Below are 22,589 nucleotides of genomic sequence, written 5' to 3'. Positions count from 1 at the left end.
TTCAAAACACCCTACCAAGCAATCGACCAACTCTGGCAATCAAAGCCCGAAATCTTTAACGTCAAGCCTGACCATCACAATCCGGGACTAAACACCTAGTTTTCTGAGTAAGATCGAAAGGGTGAGGCTCACCCGCACCAGCGCCACACATTTGACATGTAAAGCCGTTTCGGTCGAGCACAATGGCGCGAGTTTCCTTGGAAATACCGCGAGCAAATGCGGGCTCCGGCTTTGCGGTCACCAACAAATACTGACCTGGCTTGAGGTCGGAGCGGTCGTTATGCGTCAGGATTTGAAATCCCTCCTCATTTCGCAATTCGCGTATGCGCCTTGCCCACTCGCTTATTCCGCCTGAAGCAATGCGCAACTCTTCGGAATCCAAGACGCGCCCCAAATTGCTCAGAAAAAATCCCGAAGTGAATCTCGCGCACCCATCAAGCAACCTTTGCCCTGAAAAGCTTCTGTACCGACAATGCGATTCTTATGTTCTTGGCTACAGCGCACGCTACTGGTGGAGGGAAAGCGTTGCCGACTTGCCGATAAGCAGTCGTCTTACGGCCATAGAATTGCCAGCCAGACGGAAAGCCTTGCAGACGGGCAACCATATCCACAGTCAGTCGCGGCATCCCACAAAAATCTGCTGCTGGCGCTTCTGCCGCAATGGTGCGTCCCTCGACGCCAAGCGCTGCCCAAGCTTTCCTTGCACGTGTCGGGCCGAGATCAGGCCCGCCATGCTTCTTTGAACCGCCGACAATAGTCGGCGCAATGTCATTCGCCTGCTGCGCCCATCGTTCTGCGCCCGGCCAGCCGTTGGCAGCCATCATTTCTTTAAGCGTCTCGCCAACGGTTGACGGGTTGTGCGGCCTAACTTCGGGCCAATCGAAGGCATCAACCAAGTCGCTTTTAAGCGCGACGATCACTACGCGGGGCCGCAATTGCGGAACTCCAAAATCCGATGAATTGAGCAAACGCCAATCCACAGTGTAGCCGAGTTTGCAGAATTCGGATTTCAAATAAAGACGATACTCTTCAAACATTGGCGACAGAAATCCGCGCACGTTCTCAATCATGACTGCCCTTGGCCGAATTTCGTCAATCAGACGGATCGCAGCGGGGAACAGATTGCGCTCATCCAACTGCCCTAGCTGTTTGCCCGCAACGGAAAATGGAGGGCAAGGAAGCCCCCCGCCATCAGACCTACGCCTTTGAACTGTCGTCCATCAAAAGCATTCATATCTTCGCAACGGACGTCCCACTGCGGGCGATTAAGGCGCAAAGTCTTGCAGAAATCCGCTTCGATTTCCACGAGGGCGGTGTGCTGAAATCCAGCTTGCTCAAGACCCAGTGCCTGTCCGCCAGCTCCAGCGCAAAATTCTATGGATTGCATCGTATTGCTCCTGCTGGCGGCAGGTTAAGTTCTTGTTACGTTCTAGTCAATCACGCCTCGCCCGGTTTCCCCAGAAACGGATGCTTCACTCCGCCGCAATCCCGGTCCCGCCAAACATATCCACCTCAACCTCAGCCGGCACTTCCGCATTCGCCGCCGACTTCGCGCTGCGGCGCTTGTCGAAGCTGCTCCACACGGTGTTCCAGTCGCCCTTGGTGGCGCCCTTCGAATATTCGGTGGCGCGGGTTTCGAAGAAGTTGGCGTGTTCCACGCCGTTCAGCAGCGGGGCGAGCCATGGCAGCGGGTGGTCTTCGATCATGTAGATCGGCTGGAAGCCCAGCTGGTTCAGGCGCCAGTCGGCGATGAAGCGGATGTAGCGCTTGATGTCCTTGGCGCTCATGCCCGGGACCGGGCCTTGTTCGAACGCCAGATCAATGAAGGCATCTTCCAGCCGCACGGTCTTCTGGCAGCAGTCGATGATGTCTTCCTTCACCGCCTTGGTCAGGCAGCCGCGTTCCTTCACGAAGGTGTGGAACAGCTTGATGATGCCTTCGCAGTGCAGCGATTCATCGCGGACCGACCATGTGACGATCTGGCCCATGCCCTTCATCTTGTTGAAGCGCGGGAAGTTCATCAGCATGGCGAAGCTGGCAAACAGCTGCAGCCCTTCGGTAAAGCCGCCGAACATGGCGAGCGTGCGGGCGATGTCCTCATCGTTGTCCACGCCGAAGGTCTGCAGGTAATCGTGCTTGGCCTTCAGCTCCTCGTATTCGAGGAACATGCCGTATTCGCTTTCGGGCATCCCGATGGTGTCGAGCAGGTGGCTGTAGGCCGCGATGTGCACCGTTTCCATGTTGGAAAAGGCGGTCAGCATCATCTTGATCTCGGTCGGCTTGAACACGCGACCGTACTGTTCGTGGTAGCAGTTCTGCACTTCCACGTCGGCCTGGGTGAAGAAGCGGAAGATCTGCGTCAGCAGGTTGCGCTCATGCTCGGAAATCTTCTGCGCCCAGTCGCGGCAATCCTCGCCCAGCGGCACCTCTTCGGGTAGCCAGTGCACCTGCTGCTGACGCTTCCAGAATTCATAGGCCCAAGGATATTCGAAGGGCTTGTAGGTGTTGCGGGCTTCAAGAAGAGGCATGGGCGGTGTCCTGTGCTGATTCTTTTAATGTAAGGTCTGGCGGCGCGCGGCGAAAGGCGGGCGAGGGCCTGCGCCGGGGATAGTTCCGGGGTTTTCCACCGATGGGAATCGTGCGCTTTGGGGCAGGTCCCCTCCGACTGGCGCGAGGTGCATTCGCACTGGCGTGGCCGGGTTGTTGCAGGCGGAACGGGCGGGGGCCGAGGCGGTTGATCGAACAACGACACGAGCGGCAGAACCGCTTGCCTCTACAGGAGAAACATCATGGCCGAAGACAACCGCGATTGGTCCACCCAGATCCGCGAACACATGGAAGTGATCGGCGCTGACGGCACGCATGTCGGCACGGTCGACCACATGGACGGGGACCGCATCAAACTGACCAAGAGGGACAATGATGCAGGTCATGAAGGCGGAACCCATTCGGGCCACCATCATTACCTCTCCAGCGGACTGATCGCCGAAGTCGAGGGCGACAAGGTGCGACTGTCCGCCAACGGCGATGTCGCCTGGGGTATGCTCGAAGAAAAATAGACCCTGCAGGATGGCGCGGCATTTCTGCGGCTCCTTGCGGGGTTGCAGAAACGTCCCGCCCCCTTCGGGACCAGGCTGTGAACAACGGCCGGAGAGCGCCTCGCTGCAAAGCGGGGCGTTTTTCCTGACCTCCGGCAGCTGGGCGACCGTCTCAAGACGAACGAAGGCTGCCGAATTCATCATGGCAAGGACAAGGGCTACTGGCGCGCCATCACTGGCAGGCCAGGCATTCCTCATAGTCAGTCTCACCCGCTGCCAGCGCCATCACCGGCGCGGCTGAGGTGTTGTCCGCCTCAACCCCGCCTGCAAAGCCTGCACGCTGCACGGACTTCGAACGCAGGTAATAGAGCGACTTGATGCCCTTTTCCCACGCCTGGAAGTGCAGCATCATCAGATCCCACTTGTCCACGTCAGCCGGAATATAGAGGTTCAACGACTGCGCCTGATCGATGAAAGGCGTACGGTCAGCGGCAAATTCGAGCAGCCAGCGCTGGTCGATCTCGAAGCTGGTCTTGTAGATCGCCTTTTCATCGGGGCTGAGGAAATCGAGGTGCTGGATCGATCCGCCATGTTCGAGGATCGAGTTCCACACATTGGTGGAATCCTTGCTCTTTTCCGCCAGCAGCTTTTGCAGGTACGGGTTCTTCACCACGAACGAGCCCGACAGCGTCTTGTGGGTGTAGATGTTCGCCGGGATCGGCTCGATGCAGGCAGACGTGCCGCCGCAGATGATGGAGATCGACGCGGTCGGCGCAATCGCCATCTTGCACGAAAAGCGCTGCATAACGCCCATGTCAGCCGCATCGGGGCACGGCCCGCGCTCTTGCGCCAGCATCAGCGAAGCCTCGTCCGCCTTGGCGGCGACGTGCTTGAACATCTTGAGGTTCCACGCCTTGGCCATCGCACTTTCAAACGCGATGCCCTTCATTTGCAGGAACGAATGGAAGCCCATCACGCCCATGCCGACGCTGCGTTCGCGCGCGGCGGAATACTTGGCGCGGGCCATCTCGTTCGGCGCGCGGTCGATATAGTCCTGCAACACGTTGTCGAGGAAGCGCAGCACGTCTTCGATGAACAGCTTGTCGCCGTTCCATTCGTCCCACGTCTCAAGGTTCAGCGACGACAGGCAGCACACCGCCGTGCGGTCATTGCCCAGATGGTCGCGACCCGTGGGCAGGGTGATTTCCGAACACAGGTTCGATGTCGAAACCTTCAGCCCCAGATCGCGGTGATGCTTGGGCATCATGCGGTTCACGGTATCGCTGAACACGATGTACGGCTCGCCCGTGGCAAGGCGGGTTTCGACCAACTTCTGGAACAGCGCACGCGCATCCACCGTGCTGCGGATCGACCCGTCCTTGGGTGAACGCAGATGATGTTCGCGGCCATCGCGCACGGCTTCCATGAACTCGTCGGTCAGCAACACGCCGTGGTGCAGGTTCAGCGCCTTGCGGTTGAAATCGCCCGACGGCTTGCGGATTTCGAGGAACTCCTCGATCTCCGGGTGCGACACATCAAGATAGCACGCGGCCGACCCGCGGCGCAGCGATCCTTGCGAAATCGCCAGCGTCAGGCTGTCCATCACGCGCACGAAAGGAATGATGCCGCTGGTCTTGCCATTCAGGCCAACGCTCTCACCAATGCCGCGCACCTGGCCCCAGTATGTGCCGATGCCGCCCCCGCGCGAGGCAAGCCAGACGTTCTCGTTCCAGGTGGCGACGATTCCTTCAAGGCTGTCATCCACCGAGTTCAGATAGCACGAGATCGGCAGACCGCGCCCGGTGCCGCCGTTCGAAAGCACCGGCGTTGCGGGCATGAACCACAGCTTCGAAATGTAGTCATACAGACGCTGGGCGTGCTCCTGATCGTCGGCATAGGCATCGGCCACGCGCGCGAACAGATCCTGATACTTCTCACCCGGCAGCAGATAGCGGTCGTCCAGCGTATCCTTGCCGAAATCGGTCAGGCGCGCATCGCGGCTGTCATCGGTCACGATGGTAAAGCGGCGCGGATTGACCTTCTTGGAATCGCTGACCGGCGCAGCCATGGCAGCGGCAACAACCGATGCCGCCATCCCGGCGACCAGCGCATCGCTGCCTGCGTCCTTGGTGTTCATATCAATCGCCTTAGCCTCTCCAGCAAGCGCCAGTTCGTCCTGCGCAACCACGGAGCCGTCTCCATTCCTGAAATCCACGTCGCAATCCCCGTTTCGCATCCCGGCAAAAATGGCCGGGCGATAAATCCGCACTCGAATCGGGCGCTTGCCGATCCTACAGGAAGCGGAACGAAAGTGGAACAACATTGTCCCGCAACCGCGCGCTCCCGAAATTCTCAAATCATGGTCATATTGCCCTTCGCGCAGGCAAAGTCCTGTCAACGCGCGAAAAACACGCCCAAGCTCTCCAAACTAGGTTTAGAGGTCCCCCTGAAGCCTGACCACAACCTATAGTGCCTCAACCTGAATCTGACACAAGAGGGTAATGAACCTGTGTTGGACTCGTTTCGTCGCAAACCCGATTCGCTTCGTCGCTCCAAAACTCATGCTGCAGTGCAGCGACGCGTGGAGAGAGCGGCACTGCAAGAGGGAAATGTCGCTCGTCGGATTATTTTTGGTCCGCATCAGCAAATTGTGGACAAGAACCCGTCAACCGGCACCATAAGAGGTGTCCACAGGAATGGAGTGCCTACGTGCTGAATCTCATCTCGATCGTGTTCACCGGGCTGATCGTCGGCGTCCTCGCAAGGTTCTTCTATCCCGGCGCGGTCGACCTGGGCCTGCTCAAGACAATCCTGCTCGGCGTCGGTGGCGCGCTGGTTGCGGGCCTGTTCGCCAGCTGGCGCTCAGGCGGCACCTTTGGCGAAGGTGTGAACCGCGCAGGGTGCCTCGCCTCCGTGATCGGCGCGATGGTGCTGATCTTTATCGGGCGCAGTCTCTAACGGCGTCTGCAGAAAAGGGGGTCACGCAGAGGCGCGGAGAAAAAGGGGAGACGCTGAGGCGTCTGCCCTTGCGGCAAAGCCGCTCTCCATCCACTACAGCGCATATGCCGTAAGGTTTGCAGGAGAAAATGGCCTTGCGGCCATGCGCGGCATCCCTTCTTCTCCGCGCCTCTGCGTGAACCAACCCGCATCAAGCCCGCGGCGCGATCCGCCGATAGCTCAAAGCCTCGGCCACATGAATGCGCCCCACCATCTCCGCCCCCGCAAGGTCCGCAATCGTGCGCGCCACGCGCAACATGCGGGTATAGCCGCGCGCGGACAGGCGCATCGCTTCGGCGGCTTGGGCGAGCAGCTTGCGCCCCGGCTCGTCTGGCGTGGCGTGGGTATCGAGCATGTCGCCGTTCAATTCGGCATTGCTGCGCATTCCGCTCCCTTCAAGCCGCGCCACCTGCACAGCCCGCGCCCGCGCCACGCGCGCAGCCACCTGATCCGAACCCTCGGCAGGTGGCGGGAGGGCAAGATCGGCGGCTGACACGGGATCGACCTCAACATGCAGATCGATCCGGTCGAGCAGCGGGCCTGAAACCTTGGATTGATAGTCCCCCGCACAGCGCGGCGCGCGGCTGCACCCCAGCGCCGGATCACCCAGATGCCCGCAGCGGCAAGGGTTCATCGCCGCAATCAACTGCACCCGCGCCGGAAAAGTCACGTGCGCATTGGCACGCGCCACCGTCACCTCGCCCGTCTCCAGCGGCTGGCGCAGCGAATCGAGCACAGCGCGCTGGAATTCGGGCAGTTCATCAAGGAACAGCACGCCCAGATGCGCAAGGCTCACCTCGCCGGGGCGGACCTTCAGCCCCCCACCGGTCAACGCCGCCATCGACGCCGAATGATGCGGGCTGCGGAACGGCCTTGCGCGGCTGATCCGCCCATCCTCCAGCGTGCCTGCAACCGAGGCCACCATCGACACTTCCAACGCCTCAGCAGGCGTCAGTTCGGGCAGGATACCCGGAAGGCACGATGCCATCAGCGATTTGCCCGCACCCGGCGGCCCGATCATCAGCAGGTTGTGTCCGCCAGCCGCCGCAATCTCCAGCGCGCGCTTGGCGGTTTCCTGCCCTTTCACTTGTTTCAGGTCGGCCATCCGTCGCGCAGGCTCGGCCACGCCTTGCGCAGGCTGCGGCAGGCGGTGTGTGCCTTTCAGATGGTTGAGCAGGCCGATGAGGTCCGGCGCGGCGATCACGTCGATCCCGCTTGCCCAGCGCGCCTCTGGCCCCTGCGCTGCGGGGCAGATCAGCCCCTTGTCCTGCCCGCTAGCGTGGATAGCCGCCAGTAGCACACCGGGCGAAGGCAGCACGCGGCCATCCAGCGCCAACTCGCCCACGGCCACGTAATCGGCAATCTGTTCCAGATCGATCACGCCCATTGCCGCCAGCAGCGCCAGCGCAATCGGCAAATCGTAGTGCGAACCTTCCTTGGGCAGATCGGCAGGCGAAAGGTTAACCGTGATCCGCTTTGGCGGCAGCGCAAGGCCCAGCGCAGACAGCGCCGATTGCACCCGCTCCCGGCTTTCGCCCACGGCCTTGTCCGGCAGGCCCACCAGCTTGAACGCGGGCATTCCGGGCGAGACCTGGCACTGCACTTCCACCCCGCGCGCCTCCAGCCCCAGATAGGCAACCGTGGAAACCAGCGCGACCATTCATCCTCCTGTGTACGGGCGGACAATGCGGAGCCAAGTGCGCGGGGGGAAGCGAAAGCGTGAGGATCGCGCCATTTTCGAGGCATTTGGGGGGTCACGCAACAAACACAATGAACGCAATTTAACCGCGTTCCTTGGCAGTTCGGCAATCCGCTTGGCCCCAAAGCAAAGGCCATGCTTCGCCGCCTCGCCCTGCCCGCGCTCTGCGCCCTGCTCGCCTGCCAACCGGCATCGGCGCGCGAGGTCAGCACGCGCACGTGGGTGGAAGACGGCGTCACCTGGACCGAAACGACCACCGTCGAAGTCTTCGAACCCGGTTCCGAACGCATCGTCGGCCTGACTCGCGCCGATGTGCAGGGCGTGGCCAGCTTCGGCCCGTTCGAAGTGCTTGACGGCACCCGCGCCGCGCTGGTGGCCGAAACCGACAGCTATTCCCCCGCCGATTTCCAGAAGATGCTGCGCGCCCATCCCGGCATCCGCGTGCTGGAAATGCCCGATTGCCCCGGCACGGTCGATGATTTCGCCAACCTCCGCCTTGGCCGCATGATCCGCGCGCAAGGCATCGCCACGCACGTGCCCGAACATGGCTCGGTGCGCTCAGGCGCGGTCGAACTGTTCCTCGCAGGCGCCACCCGCAGCGCTGCACCCGATGCCTCGTTCGTGGTCCATGCGTGGCTGGACGAAGACGGTCGCGAACCGGACGATTTTGCCGCGAACGACCCGGTCAACCGCGCCTATGTCGACTACTACCGCGAAATGGGCCTGCCTGCCGACAAGGCCGCGGCGTTCTATGCCCTGACCAACTCGGTCCCGCATGAGGACGTGTTGATGCTTGGCACCGGCGATCTGCAGAAGTTTGCGGCGCTGAACTGAGAGGCCGGTTGGCGTGCTTCGACAGGCTCAGCACGAGCGGGTCTTGTTTGGTCCCCTGTTGAAACTCCAACCCGCTCATGCTGAGCTTGTCGAAGCATCATCCTGAGCCTGTCGAAGCCCGCTCATCCTGAGCCTGTCGAAGGATGCGCCTCAGTGCGCCGCCCCCCAAGACAGCCCCGTGCCGATCTCAACCCCCAGCGGCACTGTCAGCGTCACCGATGGCTCAGCCGCCGTCGCCATCACCCGCTCGATCACCGGCTTGGCCGCGTCCACGTCGCCCTCAGGCAGTTCGAACACCAGTTCGTCGTGCACCTGCAGCAGCATCCGCACGTTGGGCAGCCCTGCCTCGGCCAAAGCAGGCATCATCCGCGCCATCGCACGCTTGATGATGTCGGCGCTCGTTCCCTGAATCGGCGCGTTGATCGCGGCGCGCTCGCTGCCCTGCCGCTCGGCCTGGTTCTTTGAACCGATGCGCGGGAACCACGTCTTGCGGCCGAACAGCGTCTCGGAATAGCCGCGCTCGCGCACGCTCTCCAGTGTCTCGTGAATATAGCGCTGGATGCCGGGGAAGCGTTCGAAATAGCGGTCGATCATCGTCTGCGCCTCGTCCGCACTCACGCCCAGACGTCCGCCCAGCCCCCAGCGGCTGATGCCGTAGAGAATCGCGAAGTTGATCGTCTTGGCCCGCCCACGCGTATCACGGTCCACGTGCCCGAACATTTCCCGTGCGGTGCGCGCGTGAATGTCCTCCCCCGCCGCAAAGGCCTCCTTCAGTGCCGGAACGTCTGCCATGTGCGCCGCCAGCCGCAGTTCGATCTGGCTGTAGTCCGCTGCCAGCAGCACGTTGCCCGGCTCTGCCACAAAGGCATCGCGGATCTGGCGGCCGATCTCGGTGCGGATCGGGATGTTCTGCAGGTTCGGGTCGTTGGACGACAAGCGCCCCGTCTGCGCGCCCACCAGACTGTAACTGGTATGCACCCGCCCGGTATCGGGATTGATCGCCGCCTGCAGCGCATCGGTATAGGTGGATTTCAGCTTCGAAAGCTGCCGCCATTCCAGCACCAGTGTGGCCACTTCCGCGCCCTGCGCCGCCAACCCTTCCAGCACCGACTGGTCTGTCGAATACTGACCGGTCTTGCCCTTTTTCCCGCCCTTGTAGCCCAGCTTGTCGAACAGCACTTCGCCCAGTTGCTTGGGGCTGCCGATGGTAAAGGCCATGCCCGCCTTCTCGTGGATCACCCCTTCCAGCCGCGCGATCTGCGTCGCGAATTCGGCGGAGAGGCCCGCCAGACGCTCCCGGTCCACCTTGATGCCATTGCGCTCCATCATGGCCACAACCGGCACCAGCGGCCTGTCCACGCGCTGATAAACGCGCATCCCGCCTTCATCGACCAGCCGGGGCTGGAACAGGCGGTGCAGCCGCCACGTGACGTCCGCATCCTCAGCGGCATAGCGCGTGGCATCGGCCAACGGCACCTCGGCAAAGGATATTGCCTTCTTGCCGCTGCCGCACAGGTCTTTGAAGGCCAGCGTGGTGTGGCCCAGATGGCGGTCGGACAGTTCGTCCATGCCATGCCCGCCTACGCCCACTTCGCTGCGCCCTGCATCAAGGCAGAAGCTCATCACCATCGTATCGTCGATGGGGCCAACGTTCACGCCGTACCGCGCCAGCACGTTCAGGTCGTACTTGATGTTTTGCCCGACCTTGAGCACCGCCTCGCTTTCCAGCAGCGGCTTGAGCGCGGCAATCGCTTGCGTGCGATCCACCTGATCGGGCTTCTCGGCAAACATGTCAGACCCGCCGTGGCCCAGCGGGATATAGCAGGCGTCATTCGGCCCCAGCGCAAGGCTCACGCCTACCAGATCGGCCCGCATTGCATCCAGCGCACTGGTCTCGGTATCCACCGCCACCACGCGCGCTGCAAAGGCGCGGGCGATCCATTCCTCCAGCGCTTCCATCGTCTGCACGCAATGGTAGGCCTCACGGTCCACCGCAGGCCATGATGGCAAGGCTATGCGCTCACCCGCAGGCGCAGCAGTCCCACCGGCGTTGTCCACCTTGGCGGGATTGAGCTGCGTTTTCGGCCCTGGGCTGCCTTTGCCGTCGTCCAGCCGCCGCAGCAGGCTGGTAAAGCCATGCTCCTCAAGGAACGTTGCCAGCGGATCGCGCGGGATCACGTCCAGCTTGAAGTCCTCAATCGGCACCGGCAGCGGGCAGTCTTCCTTGAGTTGCACCAGCACGCGCGATAGCCGCGCCATGTCGGCCTGCTCGATCAGGCTCTCGCGCAGCTTGCTCGCCTTCATCCCCGGCGCAGCGGCCAGCGCCGATTCGAGATCGCCATGCTCCTGAATCAGCTTCGTCGCCGTTTTCGGCCCGATGCCCCGAATGCCGGGCACGTTGTCCACCGAATCGCCCATCAGGGCCAGCACGTCGCCCACCTTCTCGGGCGGTACGCCAAACTTCTCGACCACTTCGGGAATGTCGATGCGCAGGTTCTTCATCGTATCGAGCATGTCGATGCAGCCCCCGCCCACACCGCACTTGCCGACGAGCTGCATCAAATCCTTGTCGGACGAAACGATGGTCACGTCCCAGCCGCGCAGCGTGGCCGCGCGGGCATAGGACGCAATGATATCGTCGGCTTCCAGTCCCTCTTCCTCGATACAGGCCAGACTGAACGCGCGCGTGGCATCGCGGATCAGCGGGAACTGCGGAACAAGGTCTTCAGGCGCGGGCGGACGGTTGGCCTTGTACTGATCGTACAGATCGTTGCGGAACGATGTGCCCGCCTTGTCGAGAATCACTGCAAGATGCGTCGGCCCATCGGCCTTGTGCAGGTCCTCAGCCAGTTTCCACAGCATCGTGGTGTAGCCATATACCGCGCCCACCGGCGTTCCTTGCGGGTTCGTCAGCGGCGGCAGCCGGTGATAGGCGCGGAAGATGTAGGCCGATCCATCGACCAGATAGAGATGCTGTTTTTCGCTCATGCAAGGGTGTTAGCAGGGCAATTGCCCTGCGTCATCGGGTTGCTGCCGCAACTTTGTTGCAACATTTTACACGGCCGAAACCCCCGGAAATCGGGCGAAAAAAAGGCAAGCCCGCCCGCGCGATAGGCAGGTTGAGACAGATTACGTTCGTCTTGTGCTTGCAACGCGATGAATTGCCGATTAATTGGGTCGCGAAGTCTACCTTCAATCCAGGGATTGTAACGCATGCGCAAGCTCATTCTCGCCGCTGTCGCCGGCACCGCCTTCGCTCTCGCTGGCTGCTCGGAAAAGCCGGCTGAAGTAGCCACCGAAGCTGCTGTTGAAGCAACTGAAGCTGCTGTTGAAGCTTCGGGCGCCGCAGTTGAAGCGTCGGAAGCTGCTGTTGAAGCTTCTGAAGCTGCTATGTAATTTTTGCCTTCACGGCAGATTACATGAGATAGAAGGGGCGTGGTCTTCGGACCGCGCCCCTTTCTCTTTGCGTGATGGGCTTGTGCCAAGCATTGCGGGAGGAAGAGTTTCGCGCAGAGATGCTGAGGAAGCAGAGAGCGCTGAGCGGCACAGCGGATGGCCGTCAGGCCGCTCATTCCTGCAAATCTGGCGTCGAACCCAAAGATCAATGACAAGCGCGGCTTTGCCGCAAGCGCTTCTGCTCAGCGCTCTCTGCTTCCTCCGCGTCTCTGCGTGAAATGAAGCCCCACAGCACTGCCGTCAGTATATTCCACCCAAATCAGCGGCGGCGGACAAGGTCCTGTGTGCCATTGCCCAGCGGCGTGGCATAGCCATCATAGATCGTGCGCATCATCCGCGCGATCAGCTTGGCATGGGCCGCATGGCCCTCAGGCCCGGTCACAAAGAACGTCACTGCCAGATGCCGCCCGTCAGGCAGCCGCACGATGCCCACGTCGTCGGTCACGCCCCACAGCGTCCCCGTCTTGTGCGCCACCAGTGTGCCCTCGGGCACGCCCGCGCGGATGCGGGTCTTGCCGGTGCTGGTGCGGGTCATCGTATCAAGCAGAACCGCGCGGCTTTCGGGGCTGAGCACCCCGCCACGATCAATCGCCGCCAGCAGCGCAATCATGGCGCGTGGCGTGCTGGATGTGCGCGTGTCGATCACCTTGGCGGGATCGACCTTGCCATCATCGCGCACCAGCGTGGCCATCGTGTGGTCCAGCCGCTGACCGGTGATGCCGTTGCGCGTCAACCAGCGATTCACATTGTCAAACCCGCCAACAACCTTGATCAGCCCGTCGGTTGCCTGATTGTGGCTGCGGGTGATCATCAGCTCCATCAGGCTCTGCGCGGTCATCACGCTGCCGGGGCGCAGCGGCGCTTCTGGGCTGGGTGTGCCTTTCTCGGCCACCCGCAACATCATGGGGAACTGCTGGTCCAGCCGGTAATTGCCCTTCTCAACCTGTTCAAGGAATGTGGCCGCAACCGCGATCTTGGCGGTGCTGGCCATCGGGAACGGCATGTCACCGTTGACGAAGATCTGCCCGCCGCCATCGAGATCCATCGCGGCAACGCCGATCCGCCCGCGCCCTTCGGCGGCAATGGCGGCAACCTGCTGCTGGATGATCTGGTCACGCTGGTCCTGCAGCGTAATCGCATCACGGCTCTGCACCTGCGGAACAGTGGCAACAAGCGCGGGCACTGCTGTGAACAGAGCGGCAACGAATCGAGCGGTACGAAACTTCATGCCCTCATTTACCCCGATCCCGGTTTATGCGTCTTTAACAAACCTAACCGTTTGTGATTCTGCGGCAAAGTGCCTTTTCGATCATCTCGGCGCAGACGTAGCGCGGATGAACCGATCCAACGGAACCAAAAGCCTTCATGCGTTTCGACAATGATTCGCGCTGGACTTTAATTGGACGGTTAAGAATAGTCCTCCCAGCGGCAAAATGGCCGCAGGCTGGAGAGGCTATGGAAGCACTGCTGCAAGCCGTGATGCGCCGCGCAGGCGTGCCGGGATCGATCTCTGGTCTGAAACGCCTGACCGGCGGGGCCAACATGGAATCGTGGCTCTTCGCCTGCGCCAGCGAACATGGGGATCAGCGTTTCGTCCTGCGCCGCGCGCCTTCGCCTGAATGGATCGCCGCACGTCCGCTGAACATGGCAGGGGAGGCCGAGATAATCCGCCGCGCCCACGCCGCCGGCGTGAAGGCACCCGAAGTCATGGCCGAACTCACTGCCGAAGACGGCCTTGGCATCGGCTTCATCATGCGTTGCCTGCCCGGCACTGCCGATCCTGAATCCGCCCTTTCATCGCCCCCCGCATTGGCCAAAGATATAGCGGAGGCAATGGCGCGGACCCACGCGCTCAACCCCACCGACCTCGCCTTCCTGCCTTGGCTTGATCCCGCCGAAGGCGTCGAGTCGCTCGCCTGTCAATTCGTTGAAACAGGAGGCGACCGCCCCCTGATTGCGCTGGGCCTGGCATGGCTGCGCGCCAACCTGCCGCCGCCCGCCAAACCGGTGGTGGTCCACGGCGATTTCCGCATCGGCAACCTGATGGTCCACGAAGGACGGCTTGCGGGCGTCATCGATTGGGAACTGGCGCATCTGGGCGATGGTCACGAGGACCTTGCCTATGGCTGCATGACCGTGTGGCGATTCGGGCGGCTCGACAAGCAAGGCTTCGGCCTCACCGACGTGGAGACGCTGGCCCGTGCCTACACGTCAGCAGGCGGAGAGGCCTTCAACCCCGCCCGCTTCCGCTTCTGGCTGGTCTATCGCACCGTCTGGTGGGCGCTGGGCTGCCTTTCGATGGGGCAGGCGTGGCGCAGTGGCACAGACCGGTCGCTGGAACGCGTGGTCGTGGCAAGGCGCTGCGCCGAACAGGAACTCGACCTGCTGCTGCTGCTGGAAAGCGAAGCGCCAGAGGTCGAGCGTACCCGCCCCTTACCTCCCGCCGCGCTACAATCGCCTGCCAGCATGGGCGAGCCGACCGCTGCCGAAATGCTCACCGCCGTCTCGGAATGGCTCGCCGCCACGGTGAAGAACAAGCTGGAAGGCCGTGAGCGCTGGGAACTGGCCGTCGCGCAAAACGCGCTCGGCATCGTCCGCCGTGAACTCACATCCCGCGCAAACCCCGCCGACAAGACCTTGGCCGATGATCTGCTGGCAGGCCGACAGACCCTCGCCACCCCCGGCCTGCTGGCAGACCTGCGCGCCCGCGCGCTATCCACCCTTTCCGCCGACATGCCCAAGTATCCGGCGCTCGCCGCCGCCCGCACGCTCTGGGAGCACCCTTGATGGATTTCGACCTTCCCCCCGACCTCGTCGCCTACCTCGCCGAACTCGACGCTTTCATCGACGCCGAGATCAAGCCGCTGGAGCAGGCGGACGACAACGTGCGCTTCTTCGATCACCGCCGCGAATGGGCGCGCACCGATTTCGACAACGGTGGCCTCCCCCGCCACGAATGGGAAGAACTGCTGATCGAAGCCACGCGCCGCGCCGATGCCGCCGGACACTGGCGCTTTTCCGCGCCCAAGAAGTACGGCGGAAAGGATGGCCAGAACCTTTGGATGGCGGTCATCCGCGAACACTTTGCTGCCAAGGGCCTTGGCCTGCACAACGATCTGCAGAACGAACATTCGATCGTCGGCAACTTCCCCTTCGTCGCCATGTTCGAACATTTCGGCACCGATGAGCAGAAGGCCGAATTCATCAACGGCGGCTTTGCCCGCACCCGCCGCACCGCCTTTGGCCTGACCGAGCCGAACCACGGATCGGACGCCACCCACATGGAAACCCGCGCCGTGCCCGAAGTGCGCGATGGCGTGGCGGGCTGGCGCATCGATGGCGAAAAGATGTGGACCACGGGAATGCACGTGGCCACCCACTGCGCCACGTTCGCCCGCACCAGCGGGGAAAATGGCGATGCACGCGGGATCACCTGCTTCCTGGTGCCCAACCCCACGCCGGGGCTGGTGATCGAGGAGTACCTTTGGACGTTCAACATGCCCACAGACCACCCGCGCGTGTCGTTCACCAACGTCTGGGTGCCAGATAGCGCGATCCTCGGCCCTGTCGGCGGCGGCCTGTCCATCGCGCAAAGCTTCGTCCACCAGAACCGTATCCGGCAGGCCGCCTCATCGCTGGGCGCGGCCACGTTCTGCGTCGAGGAATCGGTGCGCTATGCCCGCGAGCGCAAGCCTTTCGGCGAGGAACTTGCGCGCAATCAGGCGATCCAGTTTCCGCTGGTGGAACTCGCCACCCAGTGCGAGATGCTGCGCCTGCTGATCCGCAAGACCGCGTGGGACATGGACCGGCTGGAGGCCGAAGAAGGCGGCCACAAGCGCATTGAGCGCGAACTGTCGGACAAGGTATCGATGTGCAATTACTGGGCGAACCGGCTGGTCTGCGAAGCGGCGGACCGCGCGATGCAGGTCCACGGCGGCATCGGCTATTCCCGCCACAAACCCTTCGAACACATCTACCGCCACCACCGCCGCTACCGCATCACCGAAGGCGCCGAGGAAATCCAGATCCGCAAGGTAGGCGCGTTCCTGTTCGGATACCTCGGGCCGAGGAAGGGGAAGTTCGGGTAGGGGTCACTCAAACAGCCGATCAAACCACGTCTTCTTCTCGGCCACTGCCACCGGAGCGGGCGCTGGTGCATCCGCAAACAGCCCCTCAACCAACGCCCGCACCTCAACCCGCTTTCCCCGCACCGGCTTGTATGAAGGCTTGGCGACGCCATAGACCAGCGCCGTCCCTTCCTCGCTCCACTGCCCGTCAAAGAACAGCGCCTGCTCCTTGCGCCGCCGCGCCAGCAGTTCCTTGGGCCGCGCCCAGTCGAGCATCGATTTGCGCGCGCCGTCCACATCGCCCTTCACGAACCGCCCGATCCAGCTCGCCCGCGCAATCGCGCCGGTGTTCCAGTGGAAAGACAATGCCGCGCCCAGTTCCGCCTCGCTGGGGTCGTGCTTGCCAAAGGCGGCGAGGACCGGGGGCAGGTACTTTTCGCGCAGCAGCCACAGATACACGCCAATGCAGTGCTCCAGCGGCTGCGGCTTGTCCTTGTAGCGCGGGAACACTTTGTGTCCGCTCGCATCGGTGATCCCGACGCTCCAGGTCCACACGCCAACGCTGTCCTTGTAGGCTTCGGTCACGATGCCTTCGTGGGCGATCAGTTCAAGTGCGATGCGGGGGGTGAGTTCGCGCATGAGGGTCCGACTCCGTCCAAAAACCAGAGTCGTGCGCGCAGAGTCGGTTTGTAGGAAAATGGAGATGAAACCCAACAACCCCCGTTCGTGTCGAGCGAAGTCGAGACACGAACGGATGGACAGGGAAAATTGGCTACAGCGCGCATCAACGCAAAACGGCCCGCTTCGAGTTGCGAAGCGGACCGTTTGGTGTCCTTCAGGTGCGTTTAGGTGCAGTTTGGTGCATCCAGGCGCACTTCAGGATTTCAGGCCAGAGCGGCCTTCAGATCGTCGACCAGATCGGTGCGTTCCCACGGGAAGAAGTCACCGTCAGGCTTGCGCCCGAAGTGGCCATAGGCCGCAGTCGGCTGATAGATCGGCTTGTTGAGACCAAGGTGCGTGCGGATGCCGCGTGGCGTCAGGCCGCCCAGCTTGGCAATGCCCTTGATCGCCGCTTCGATCTTGTCATCGCCGATCGAGCCGGTGTCATGCGTATCGACATAAAGCGAAAGCGGCTCGGACACGCCGATGGCATAGGCGATCTGGATCGTGCAGCGCGTGGCAAGGCCAGCGGCCACGACATTCTTCGCCAGATAGCGCGTGATGTAGGCAGCCGAACGGTCAACCTTCGTCGGGTCCTTGCCCGAGAACGCGCCACCGCCGTGCGGGCTTGCGCCGCCGTAAGTGTCGACGATGATCTTGCGGCCGGTCAGGCCAGCGTCGCCATCGGGGCCGCCGATTTCGAACGAACCGGTCGGGTTGATGTAGTAGGTCGTGTCGCGCAGCAGCACCGGCGGGATCACATCGGCGATCACGCGCTTCACATAGGCGTGCAGTTCGGCTTCCTTGTCGCCTTCGTCATAGCCCGGCGCGTGCTGGGTGGAGACGACGACGGCGGTGCAAGCAACCGGGAGCGAACCTTCATAGCGCAGCGTGACCTGGCTCTTGGCGTCAGGCTCGAGGAACGGGGCCGCGCCAGAGTGACGGTCGGCCGCCATGCGCTCAAGGATCTTGTGGCTGTAGTACAGCGTTGCCGGCATCAGGTCGGGCGTTTCGTCGGTGGCGTAACCGAACATGATGCCCTGGTCGCCTGCGCCTTCGTCCTTGTTATCAGCCGCGTCTACGCCCTGCGCGATGTGATCGGACTGGCCGTGCAGGCGGTTGATGAATTCGAACTTTTCCCAGTGGAAGCCGTCCTGTTCATAGCCGATGCGCTTGACCGTATCGCGCACGGTCTTTTCGATTTCTTCCTGCGCGCCCGGTGCCCATTCGCCGTTTTCGTAAACGCCCTTGCAGCGGATTTCACCGGCGAGGACGACGAGCTGGGTGGTGGTGAGGGTTTCGCAAGCGATGCGGGCTTCGGGATCCTTCGACAGGAACAGGTCGACGATGCCGTCGCTGATCTGGTCGGAAACCTTGTCCGGGTGGCCTTCGGAAACGCTTTCGGAAGTGAACAGGTAATCGCTGCGCATTGGCGGTCCTATGCTGATGGCCGTGCCCGAAACGGGCAGAGGCGATATAAAGAAACCTTTATGTCTGTCCCCGCTTAGCGTTTCCGCGTAGCGCTTGCAACCAGTGCGATGAAAAGAAGCGCTATGCCCCAAGCAAGCGCGAGCATGTTGCCGAACATGGCGAACGGCGTTGGCGCATGGGCGGGCGGCACTTTGCCATCCAGCCGCCCTGCGCGCAGCGGCGGCACATGCTGACGCACCACGCCATCGGCATCGATCACCGCGCTGATCCCGGTGGTGGTGGAGCGCAGCACCGGCAGCCCTTCCTCGATCGCGCGCATCCGTGCTTGCGCAAGGTGTTGCGGCGGACCCCAGCTGCCGAACCAGCCATCGTTGGAGGGGTTGAACAGGTAGTCGGGCCGATGCGCCCGGTCGACCACTTCACCCGAAAAGATGATCTCGTAGCAGATCTGGATTCCGGCTTTGCCGTGCGCGCCCAGATCAAGCGTGCGCGGCCCCGGCCCTGCGAAAAAGTCGAGGCTGCCTGCCACCAGCCGCGACAGGCCGATGGGCTCCAGAATCTCGCGCATGGGCAGGTATTCGCCATAAGGCACCAGATGTGCCTTGGCGTAAGAGCCGCGAATCGTGCCCCCCGAATCGAGCGCGGTCACCACGTTCCAGGCCCCCGCCACTTTTGGTCCCTGCATGGCAATGTCCGTTGTGCCGGTCAGCAGCAGCCCGCCCTTGCCCGCCACACGGCCCAAGCGTTCCCGCGCCAGCGCAGGGTCCCCACCATAAGTCGTTTGATCATACCAGAACTGCGCATAGCCGGGACGCAGGAAATCTGGCACGCCGCTTTCCGGCCAGAGCACGAGCCGCGTCTCACCCGGTTTGCGGGCCAAAGACAATGCGGCAGTTTGCTGGAATTGATTCTCATAGTTGGCAGGATCGTTGAGCACGTCCTGCCGCACATCGGGCTGGACAAGCGTGTAGGCCAGCGTGCCTTCGCGGCGTTCGCCGTGCAGGGGCAGAACCATCAGCACTGCGGGTGCAAGCGCATAGGCCACTGCCGCCCATTTCTGCTGCTGCCGCCAGGACCACAGGGCAAACAGCCACCAGCCGGCCAGCACGATGACAAGGCCCGAAAGCGCATATGTACCCGTCCACTGCGCAGCGAGCGCAAGGCCGGGGCGGTCAAACCCGCCCAGCGTGATCATGGCCAGCGGATTCCACGCAAAGCCGGTGAACATCCACGCGCGCAGCCATTCGGCAAAGATCCATGATGCCGCAAAGGCGGGCAGCAGCATCGCGCGGCGCGTATTGGCCAGCCACCAGCCCAGCAGCGTGGCGATGGCCGGATAAACCGCAAGGTAGAGCGCCACCAGCAGCACTCCGACCCAACCGAGCCATGCCGGCATTTCGGCCTGATAGGTAAAGGCCTTGGCGATCCAGCCGTTGCCCACGGTGAAGTGCCCCACGCCGAACAGCCAGCCGGTGAGCAGCGCCTGCCGCCATGTTTTCACCACATAGAGCCGGTGGATCAGCCATGCGAGTGCCGCCAGCGTCAGCGGCCACAGGCCCAGCGGCTGGAACCCGCAGGCGGCAAGGCCACCGGCGGCGATGGTCAGCAAATGGTCGCGAGAGATCGGGCGCAGGGGGATCAGGCGGGTGGGGAGGCTAAAGCGGCTCATGCCCACCCGCTATGGGGTGCGCCGGTTCTGACCGCAAGCGGCCAGAACCGGCGTCAAATGTCAGCCTTCAACAGGTTCGCTGGCTTCGGTTGCCACGACCTTGCGCGGGCGACCGCGCTTCTTGGGTGCAGGAGCCACCTCTTCTACGGCCGCAGCAGGCGCCGGGGCCGCAGGGGCAGGAGCCGCCTCGGATTCAGGCTTTATGCTGATCGAAGGTGGCAGGAACGATGCATCGAGCGTTGCCGGAGCGTCATCCTCACCCTTCGCCGCATCCTTGGCAGCGCGAGGGCGGCGTTCGGTACGCGGACGCAGGCCGCGCGCGGGGCGCGGTTCGCGAACGAAGGGATTTTCTGCCGCTTCGGTGATCGGCTCACCTTCAATCGCGGCAACGCCTTCGCCGGGGAGCGCTTCGACCGGAGTGGCTTCAGCGTCGCGGTTGCGATTGCGGTCAAAGCGACGGTTGCCATCACGCCGACCTTCGTTGCGGTCGTCACGGGGGCGGTCTTCACGGGGCCGGTCGTCGCGCTGACGATCTTCACGGGGCCGATCCTCACGCGGGCGATCTTCGCGGTCACGGCGACCTTCCTGACGCTCACTGCGTTCAGGACGTTCACCGCGTTCGGGGCGGTCGTTACGTTCGGGGCGCTCGGCTCGCTCAGGCCGTTCTTCGCGTTCTTCACGCTCACGCCGGGTCGGTGGGCGATCGAAGCCGAGGAAATCGCCTTCGACGCTGAAATCACCGCCGTCGTCTTCGCCGTCCTGCTCCTGTCCCTGCCAACGTTCGCCACCGTTCGGGCGGGCGCGCTGTTCTTCCTGCCGGACGCGCGCGTCGGCAAGCACGCGGAAGTAGTGATCGGCAAACTGCAGATAGTATTCGGCCTGCACGCGATCGCCATTCATGTGGGCGTCCTGCGCAAGCTTGCGATACTTTTCGAGCAGTTGGGGAGCATTGCCCCGTGCGCGACTATCGATCCGGTTTTGCTGCTGACCACCATTCTGGGGACGATTATTATTGCTACGCCCCCGACGGCGGTTGTTGTTACCACGATTGTTATTCAACTCGGGCACTTCCTTAATTGAGGCGGCCTCTTGAAAACTTGGTGCAAGGGTATTGCAGCGAAACCCTCCGCCACCGGCCCACCCCACGCTGAGCGATGGGCGAATCGGGGTTTCCAGCATCTGCGCTTATCCCGACCAATTGGTCGTTCATCCCTGCAAATGGTGGAGCTGGCCGGGACGGGAAGCCTCATCCATCCCCTGCCTGAGAACACGATTAGTGGGCCGGAGCGCTATTGCCAAGCAGAATATTGGCCATTTTCGCCATTTCCACTGCCCTTTCGCGCAGGGCGAGGTCCCGGTGCAGTTTTGCGGACAGGCCGGAGGCGTTTGCGAGAGCGCTGACGGCCTGCCCTTGGGCCCAGCCGATCTCTATGATGCCAATGCCGTTTTCTGTAAGCAGGCTGGGCACTTGCGGGATCAGAATGCGGTAATCGTCAAGGCCATCCGGGCCGGAAAACAGCGCCTGTGCGGGTTCATGGGCGCGGACCTGTGGGGCAAGGTCGGCGGCGTCCTCGACATAGGGCGGGTTGGACAGGACGAGGTCGAACTGACCCAGATCGCTGGCCCAGTTGGATTGGGTCCAATCACCGGAAAGGAAGCGGGCGGCTGGTGCGTGGCGCTGGCCGTTGGCGCGGGCCACGGCGAGGGCTTCGGGCGAGCGTTCGATGGCCACGCCTTCGGCATCGGGCCAAAGCGAGAGGGCGGCGAGGAGGAGCGCGCCAGAGCCGGTGCCAAGGTCGAGGATGCGGCGGGGTGGCTGGCGCTGGGCGAAAGCTTCGCGCGCGGCCTCGACCAGCGTTTCGGTATCCCCGCGCGGGATCAGCACGGCGGGGCTGACCGTGAGTTCGAGGCCGTAGAATTCGGCGCTGCCGGTGATGTAGGCGACCGGTTCGTGCGTGAGGCGGCGATCGACCAGCGCGGCGAACACGGCTGGCGTTTCGGCCTGCATGTGGCGCAGCAGCACGTCCGTGCGGGTGCAGCCCAGCGCATGGGCCATCAGCAGTTCTGCATCGAGCCGGGCTGTATCCGAGGTGGCGGAGAGGCGTTCGGCAGCGGTGCGGAGGGAAGTAGCGACGTTCACTCCCCCTCCTCTTCAGAGGAGGGGGCTTTGAGAGCCAAAGCTCTACCCATCTAGCGCGGCCAGCCGCTTGGACTGGTCCTCTGCGATCAGCGCATCGATCAGTTCCGCCAGCCCCGTCCCTTCCAGCACTTCGGGCAGGCGGTGGAGCGTGAGGTTGATGCGGTGGTCGGTCACGCGGCCTTGCGGGAAGTTGTAGGTGCGGATGCGCTCTGACCGGTCGCCCGATCCCACCATCGCCTTGCGCGCCTCGGCCTCTTCGCCCTGCGCGGCATCGCGCTGCGCCTCGAACAGGCGGGCGCGCAGCACTTGCATCGCCTTGTCCTTGTTCTTGTGCTGGCTGCGTCCGTCCTGGCAGGTGACGACGGTGCCGGTGGGCAAGTGGGTGATGCGCACCGCCGAATCGGTGGTGTTCACGTGCTGCCCGCCTGCACCGCTGGCGCGGTAGACGTCGATCTTCAGATCCTTGTCCTCGATGCGAATGTCCACTTCGTCAGGCTCTGGCAGGACGGCGACGGTGGCGGCAGAGGTGTGGATGCGCCCGCCGGATTCGGTCACCGGCACGCGCTGCACGCGGTGGACGCCACTTTCGAACTTCAGC

At 62.9% G+C, this 22,589-nt stretch carries 18 protein-coding genes and 1 pseudogene; 6 read left to right on the top strand and 13 right to left on the bottom strand.

All coding sequences use genetic code 11. From position 1 onward, the window contains the following. Positions 1-434: 434 nt before the first annotated feature. A pseudogene (locus B7X90_RS15890) lies at positions 435-1,387 on the bottom strand (DNA cytosine methyltransferase). Between the two features lie 85 nt (positions 1,388-1,472). Beyond that, positions 1,473-2,528: a ribonucleotide-diphosphate reductase subunit beta gene (locus B7X90_RS15885; RefSeq protein WP_292626031.1), complete on the bottom strand. Its 1,056-nt coding sequence runs from the start codon at positions 2,526-2,528 to the stop codon at positions 1,473-1,475. Between the two features lie 261 nt (positions 2,529-2,789). On the opposite strand from B7X90_RS15885, the gene B7X90_RS15880 reads away from it, so the two are divergent. Next, on the top strand, positions 2,790-3,059 hold the full coding sequence (locus B7X90_RS15880; protein WP_292626030.1) for a DUF2171 domain-containing protein: 270 nt from the start codon (positions 2,790-2,792) through the stop codon (positions 3,057-3,059). Positions 3,060-3,270: 211 nt separating this feature from the next. Here the strand turns inward: B7X90_RS15880 and B7X90_RS15875 are convergent, their stop codons facing one another. Continuing rightward, positions 3,271-5,175, bottom strand: coding sequence for a ribonucleoside-diphosphate reductase subunit alpha (locus B7X90_RS15875; RefSeq protein WP_292626035.1), 1,905 nt, complete (start codon positions 5,173-5,175; stop codon positions 3,271-3,273). A 572-nt stretch (positions 5,176-5,747) separates the two neighbouring features. On the opposite strand from B7X90_RS15875, the gene B7X90_RS15870 reads away from it, so the two are divergent. Then, positions 5,748-5,996, top strand: coding sequence for a GlsB/YeaQ/YmgE family stress response membrane protein (locus B7X90_RS15870; protein WP_292626029.1), 249 nt, complete (start codon positions 5,748-5,750; stop codon positions 5,994-5,996). A gap of 190 nt (positions 5,997-6,186) precedes the next feature. On the opposite strand, the gene B7X90_RS15865 is transcribed toward B7X90_RS15870, so the two are convergent. Then, positions 6,187-7,695 (bottom strand): YifB family Mg chelatase-like AAA ATPase, encoded by a 1,509-nt coding sequence (locus tag B7X90_RS15865; RefSeq protein WP_292626027.1) that lies wholly within the window; start codon positions 7,693-7,695, stop codon positions 6,187-6,189. Positions 7,696-7,869: 174 nt separating this feature from the next. On the opposite strand from B7X90_RS15865, the gene B7X90_RS15860 reads away from it, so the two are divergent. Then, the gene (locus B7X90_RS15860; protein WP_292626025.1) at positions 7,870-8,568 is read left to right on the top strand and encodes a hypothetical protein; all 699 of its coding nucleotides are present in this window, start codon (positions 7,870-7,872) and stop codon (positions 8,566-8,568) included. Between the two features lie 150 nt (positions 8,569-8,718). Here the strand turns inward: B7X90_RS15860 and polA are convergent, their stop codons facing one another. Both polA and B7X90_RS15850 read right to left on the bottom strand, forming a co-directional pair. Then, on the bottom strand, positions 8,719-11,556 hold the full coding sequence (gene polA, locus B7X90_RS15855; protein WP_292626023.1) for a DNA polymerase I: 2,838 nt from the start codon (positions 11,554-11,556) through the stop codon (positions 8,719-8,721). Further along, complete coding sequence (locus tag B7X90_RS15850; RefSeq protein WP_292626021.1) at positions 11,553-11,783, bottom strand: hypothetical protein; 231 nt, start codon at positions 11,781-11,783, stop codon at positions 11,553-11,555. The genes polA and B7X90_RS15850 overlap by 4 nt, the downstream gene beginning before the upstream one ends. Here B7X90_RS15850 and B7X90_RS15845 point away from each other — a divergent pair. Continuing rightward, a complete protein-coding gene (locus B7X90_RS15845) occupies positions 11,782-11,964 on the top strand; it encodes a hypothetical protein (protein WP_292626020.1) in 183 nt (60 codons plus the stop codon). The genes B7X90_RS15850 and B7X90_RS15845 overlap by 2 nt on opposite strands. Before the next feature lie 319 nt (positions 11,965-12,283). Here the strand turns inward: B7X90_RS15845 and B7X90_RS15840 are convergent, their stop codons facing one another. After that, entirely contained in the window at positions 12,284-13,252 is a 969-nt protein-coding gene (locus B7X90_RS15840; protein WP_292626018.1) for a serine hydrolase, read from the bottom strand. Positions 13,253-13,479: 227 nt separating this feature from the next. Here B7X90_RS15840 and B7X90_RS15835 point away from each other — a divergent pair, with 227 nt between their 5' ends. Further along, the gene (locus B7X90_RS15835) at positions 13,480-14,811 is read left to right on the top strand and encodes a phosphotransferase (RefSeq protein ID WP_292626016.1); all 1,332 of its coding nucleotides are present in this window, start codon (positions 13,480-13,482) and stop codon (positions 14,809-14,811) included. Further along, positions 14,811-16,112, top strand: a complete 1,302-nt coding sequence (locus B7X90_RS15830; RefSeq protein WP_292626014.1) for an acyl-CoA dehydrogenase family protein — start codon at positions 14,811-14,813, stop codon at positions 16,110-16,112. The genes B7X90_RS15835 and B7X90_RS15830 overlap by 1 nt, the downstream gene beginning before the upstream one ends. 3 nt (positions 16,113-16,115) lie before the next feature. Here the strand turns inward: B7X90_RS15830 and B7X90_RS15825 are convergent, their stop codons facing one another. From B7X90_RS15825 to B7X90_RS15800, 6 genes are all read right to left on the bottom strand, one after another. Beyond that, the gene (locus tag B7X90_RS15825; protein ID WP_292626013.1) at positions 16,116-16,730 is read right to left on the bottom strand and encodes a hypothetical protein; all 615 of its coding nucleotides are present in this window, start codon (positions 16,728-16,730) and stop codon (positions 16,116-16,118) included. A 245-nt stretch (positions 16,731-16,975) separates the two neighbouring features. Then, complete coding sequence (metK, locus tag B7X90_RS15820) at positions 16,976-18,181, bottom strand: methionine adenosyltransferase (RefSeq protein ID WP_292626011.1); 1,206 nt, start codon at positions 18,179-18,181, stop codon at positions 16,976-16,978. A gap of 74 nt (positions 18,182-18,255) precedes the next feature. Continuing rightward, entirely contained in the window at positions 18,256-19,851 is a 1,596-nt protein-coding gene (gene lnt / locus B7X90_RS15815) for an apolipoprotein N-acyltransferase (RefSeq protein ID WP_292626009.1), read from the bottom strand. A 60-nt stretch (positions 19,852-19,911) separates the two neighbouring features. Further along, positions 19,912-20,919: a DUF4167 domain-containing protein gene (locus B7X90_RS15810; protein ID WP_292626033.1), complete on the bottom strand. Its 1,008-nt coding sequence runs from the start codon at positions 20,917-20,919 to the stop codon at positions 19,912-19,914. A 205-nt stretch (positions 20,920-21,124) separates the two neighbouring features. Further along, positions 21,125-21,991, bottom strand: a complete 867-nt coding sequence (gene prmC, locus B7X90_RS15805) for a peptide chain release factor N(5)-glutamine methyltransferase (protein WP_292626008.1) — start codon at positions 21,989-21,991, stop codon at positions 21,125-21,127. Between the two features lie 42 nt (positions 21,992-22,033). Beyond that, positions 22,034-22,589, bottom strand: a 556-nt coding sequence (locus tag B7X90_RS15800) for a peptide chain release factor-like protein (RefSeq protein WP_292626005.1), incomplete at its 5' end; no start/stop codon positions are given.

This window comes from Novosphingobium sp. 17-62-19, assembly GCF_002256775.1.
Taxonomy (GTDB): Bacteria; Pseudomonadota; Alphaproteobacteria; order Sphingomonadales; family Sphingomonadaceae; genus Novosphingobium.
Note: the sequence above shows the minus strand (reverse complement) of the source record. Positions and strands in the feature narration are given on the sequence as shown.

What these genes read in the sequence shown, in the direction of transcription:
- B7X90_RS15885 (WP_292626031.1), bottom strand. Translation starts at nt 2,528, where the DNA reads ATGCCTCTTCTTGAAGCCCGCAACACCTACAAGCCCTTCGAATATCCT.
- B7X90_RS15880 (WP_292626030.1), top strand. Translation starts at nt 2,790, where the DNA reads ATGGCCGAAGACAACCGCGATTGGTCCACCCAGATCCGCGAACACATG.
- B7X90_RS15875 (WP_292626035.1), bottom strand. Translation starts at nt 5,175, where the DNA reads ATGAACACCAAGGACGCAGGCAGCGATGCGCTGGTCGCCGGGATGGCG.
- B7X90_RS15865 (WP_292626027.1), bottom strand. Translation starts at nt 7,695, where the DNA reads ATGGTCGCGCTGGTTTCCACGGTTGCCTATCTGGGGCTGGAGGCGCGC.
- B7X90_RS15860 (WP_292626025.1), top strand. Translation starts at nt 7,870, where the DNA reads ATGCTTCGCCGCCTCGCCCTGCCCGCGCTCTGCGCCCTGCTCGCCTGC.
- polA (WP_292626023.1), bottom strand. Translation starts at nt 11,556, where the DNA reads ATGAGCGAAAAACAGCATCTCTATCTGGTCGATGGATCGGCCTACATC.
- B7X90_RS15845 (WP_292626020.1), top strand. Translation starts at nt 11,782, where the DNA reads ATGCGCAAGCTCATTCTCGCCGCTGTCGCCGGCACCGCCTTCGCTCTC.
- B7X90_RS15850 (WP_292626021.1), bottom strand. Translation starts at nt 11,783, where the DNA reads ATGCGTTACAATCCCTGGATTGAAGGTAGACTTCGCGACCCAATTAAT.
- B7X90_RS15840 (WP_292626018.1), bottom strand. Translation starts at nt 13,252, where the DNA reads ATGAAGTTTCGTACCGCTCGATTCGTTGCCGCTCTGTTCACAGCAGTG.
- B7X90_RS15835 (WP_292626016.1), top strand. Translation starts at nt 13,480, where the DNA reads ATGGAAGCACTGCTGCAAGCCGTGATGCGCCGCGCAGGCGTGCCGGGA.
- B7X90_RS15830 (WP_292626014.1), top strand. Translation starts at nt 14,811, where the DNA reads ATGGATTTCGACCTTCCCCCCGACCTCGTCGCCTACCTCGCCGAACTC.
- B7X90_RS15825 (WP_292626013.1), bottom strand. Translation starts at nt 16,730, where the DNA reads ATGCGCGAACTCACCCCCCGCATCGCACTTGAACTGATCGCCCACGAA.
- metK (WP_292626011.1), bottom strand. Translation starts at nt 18,181, where the DNA reads ATGCGCAGCGATTACCTGTTCACTTCCGAAAGCGTTTCCGAAGGCCAC.
- lnt (WP_292626009.1), bottom strand. Translation starts at nt 19,851, where the DNA reads ATGAGCCGCTTTAGCCTCCCCACCCGCCTGATCCCCCTGCGCCCGATC.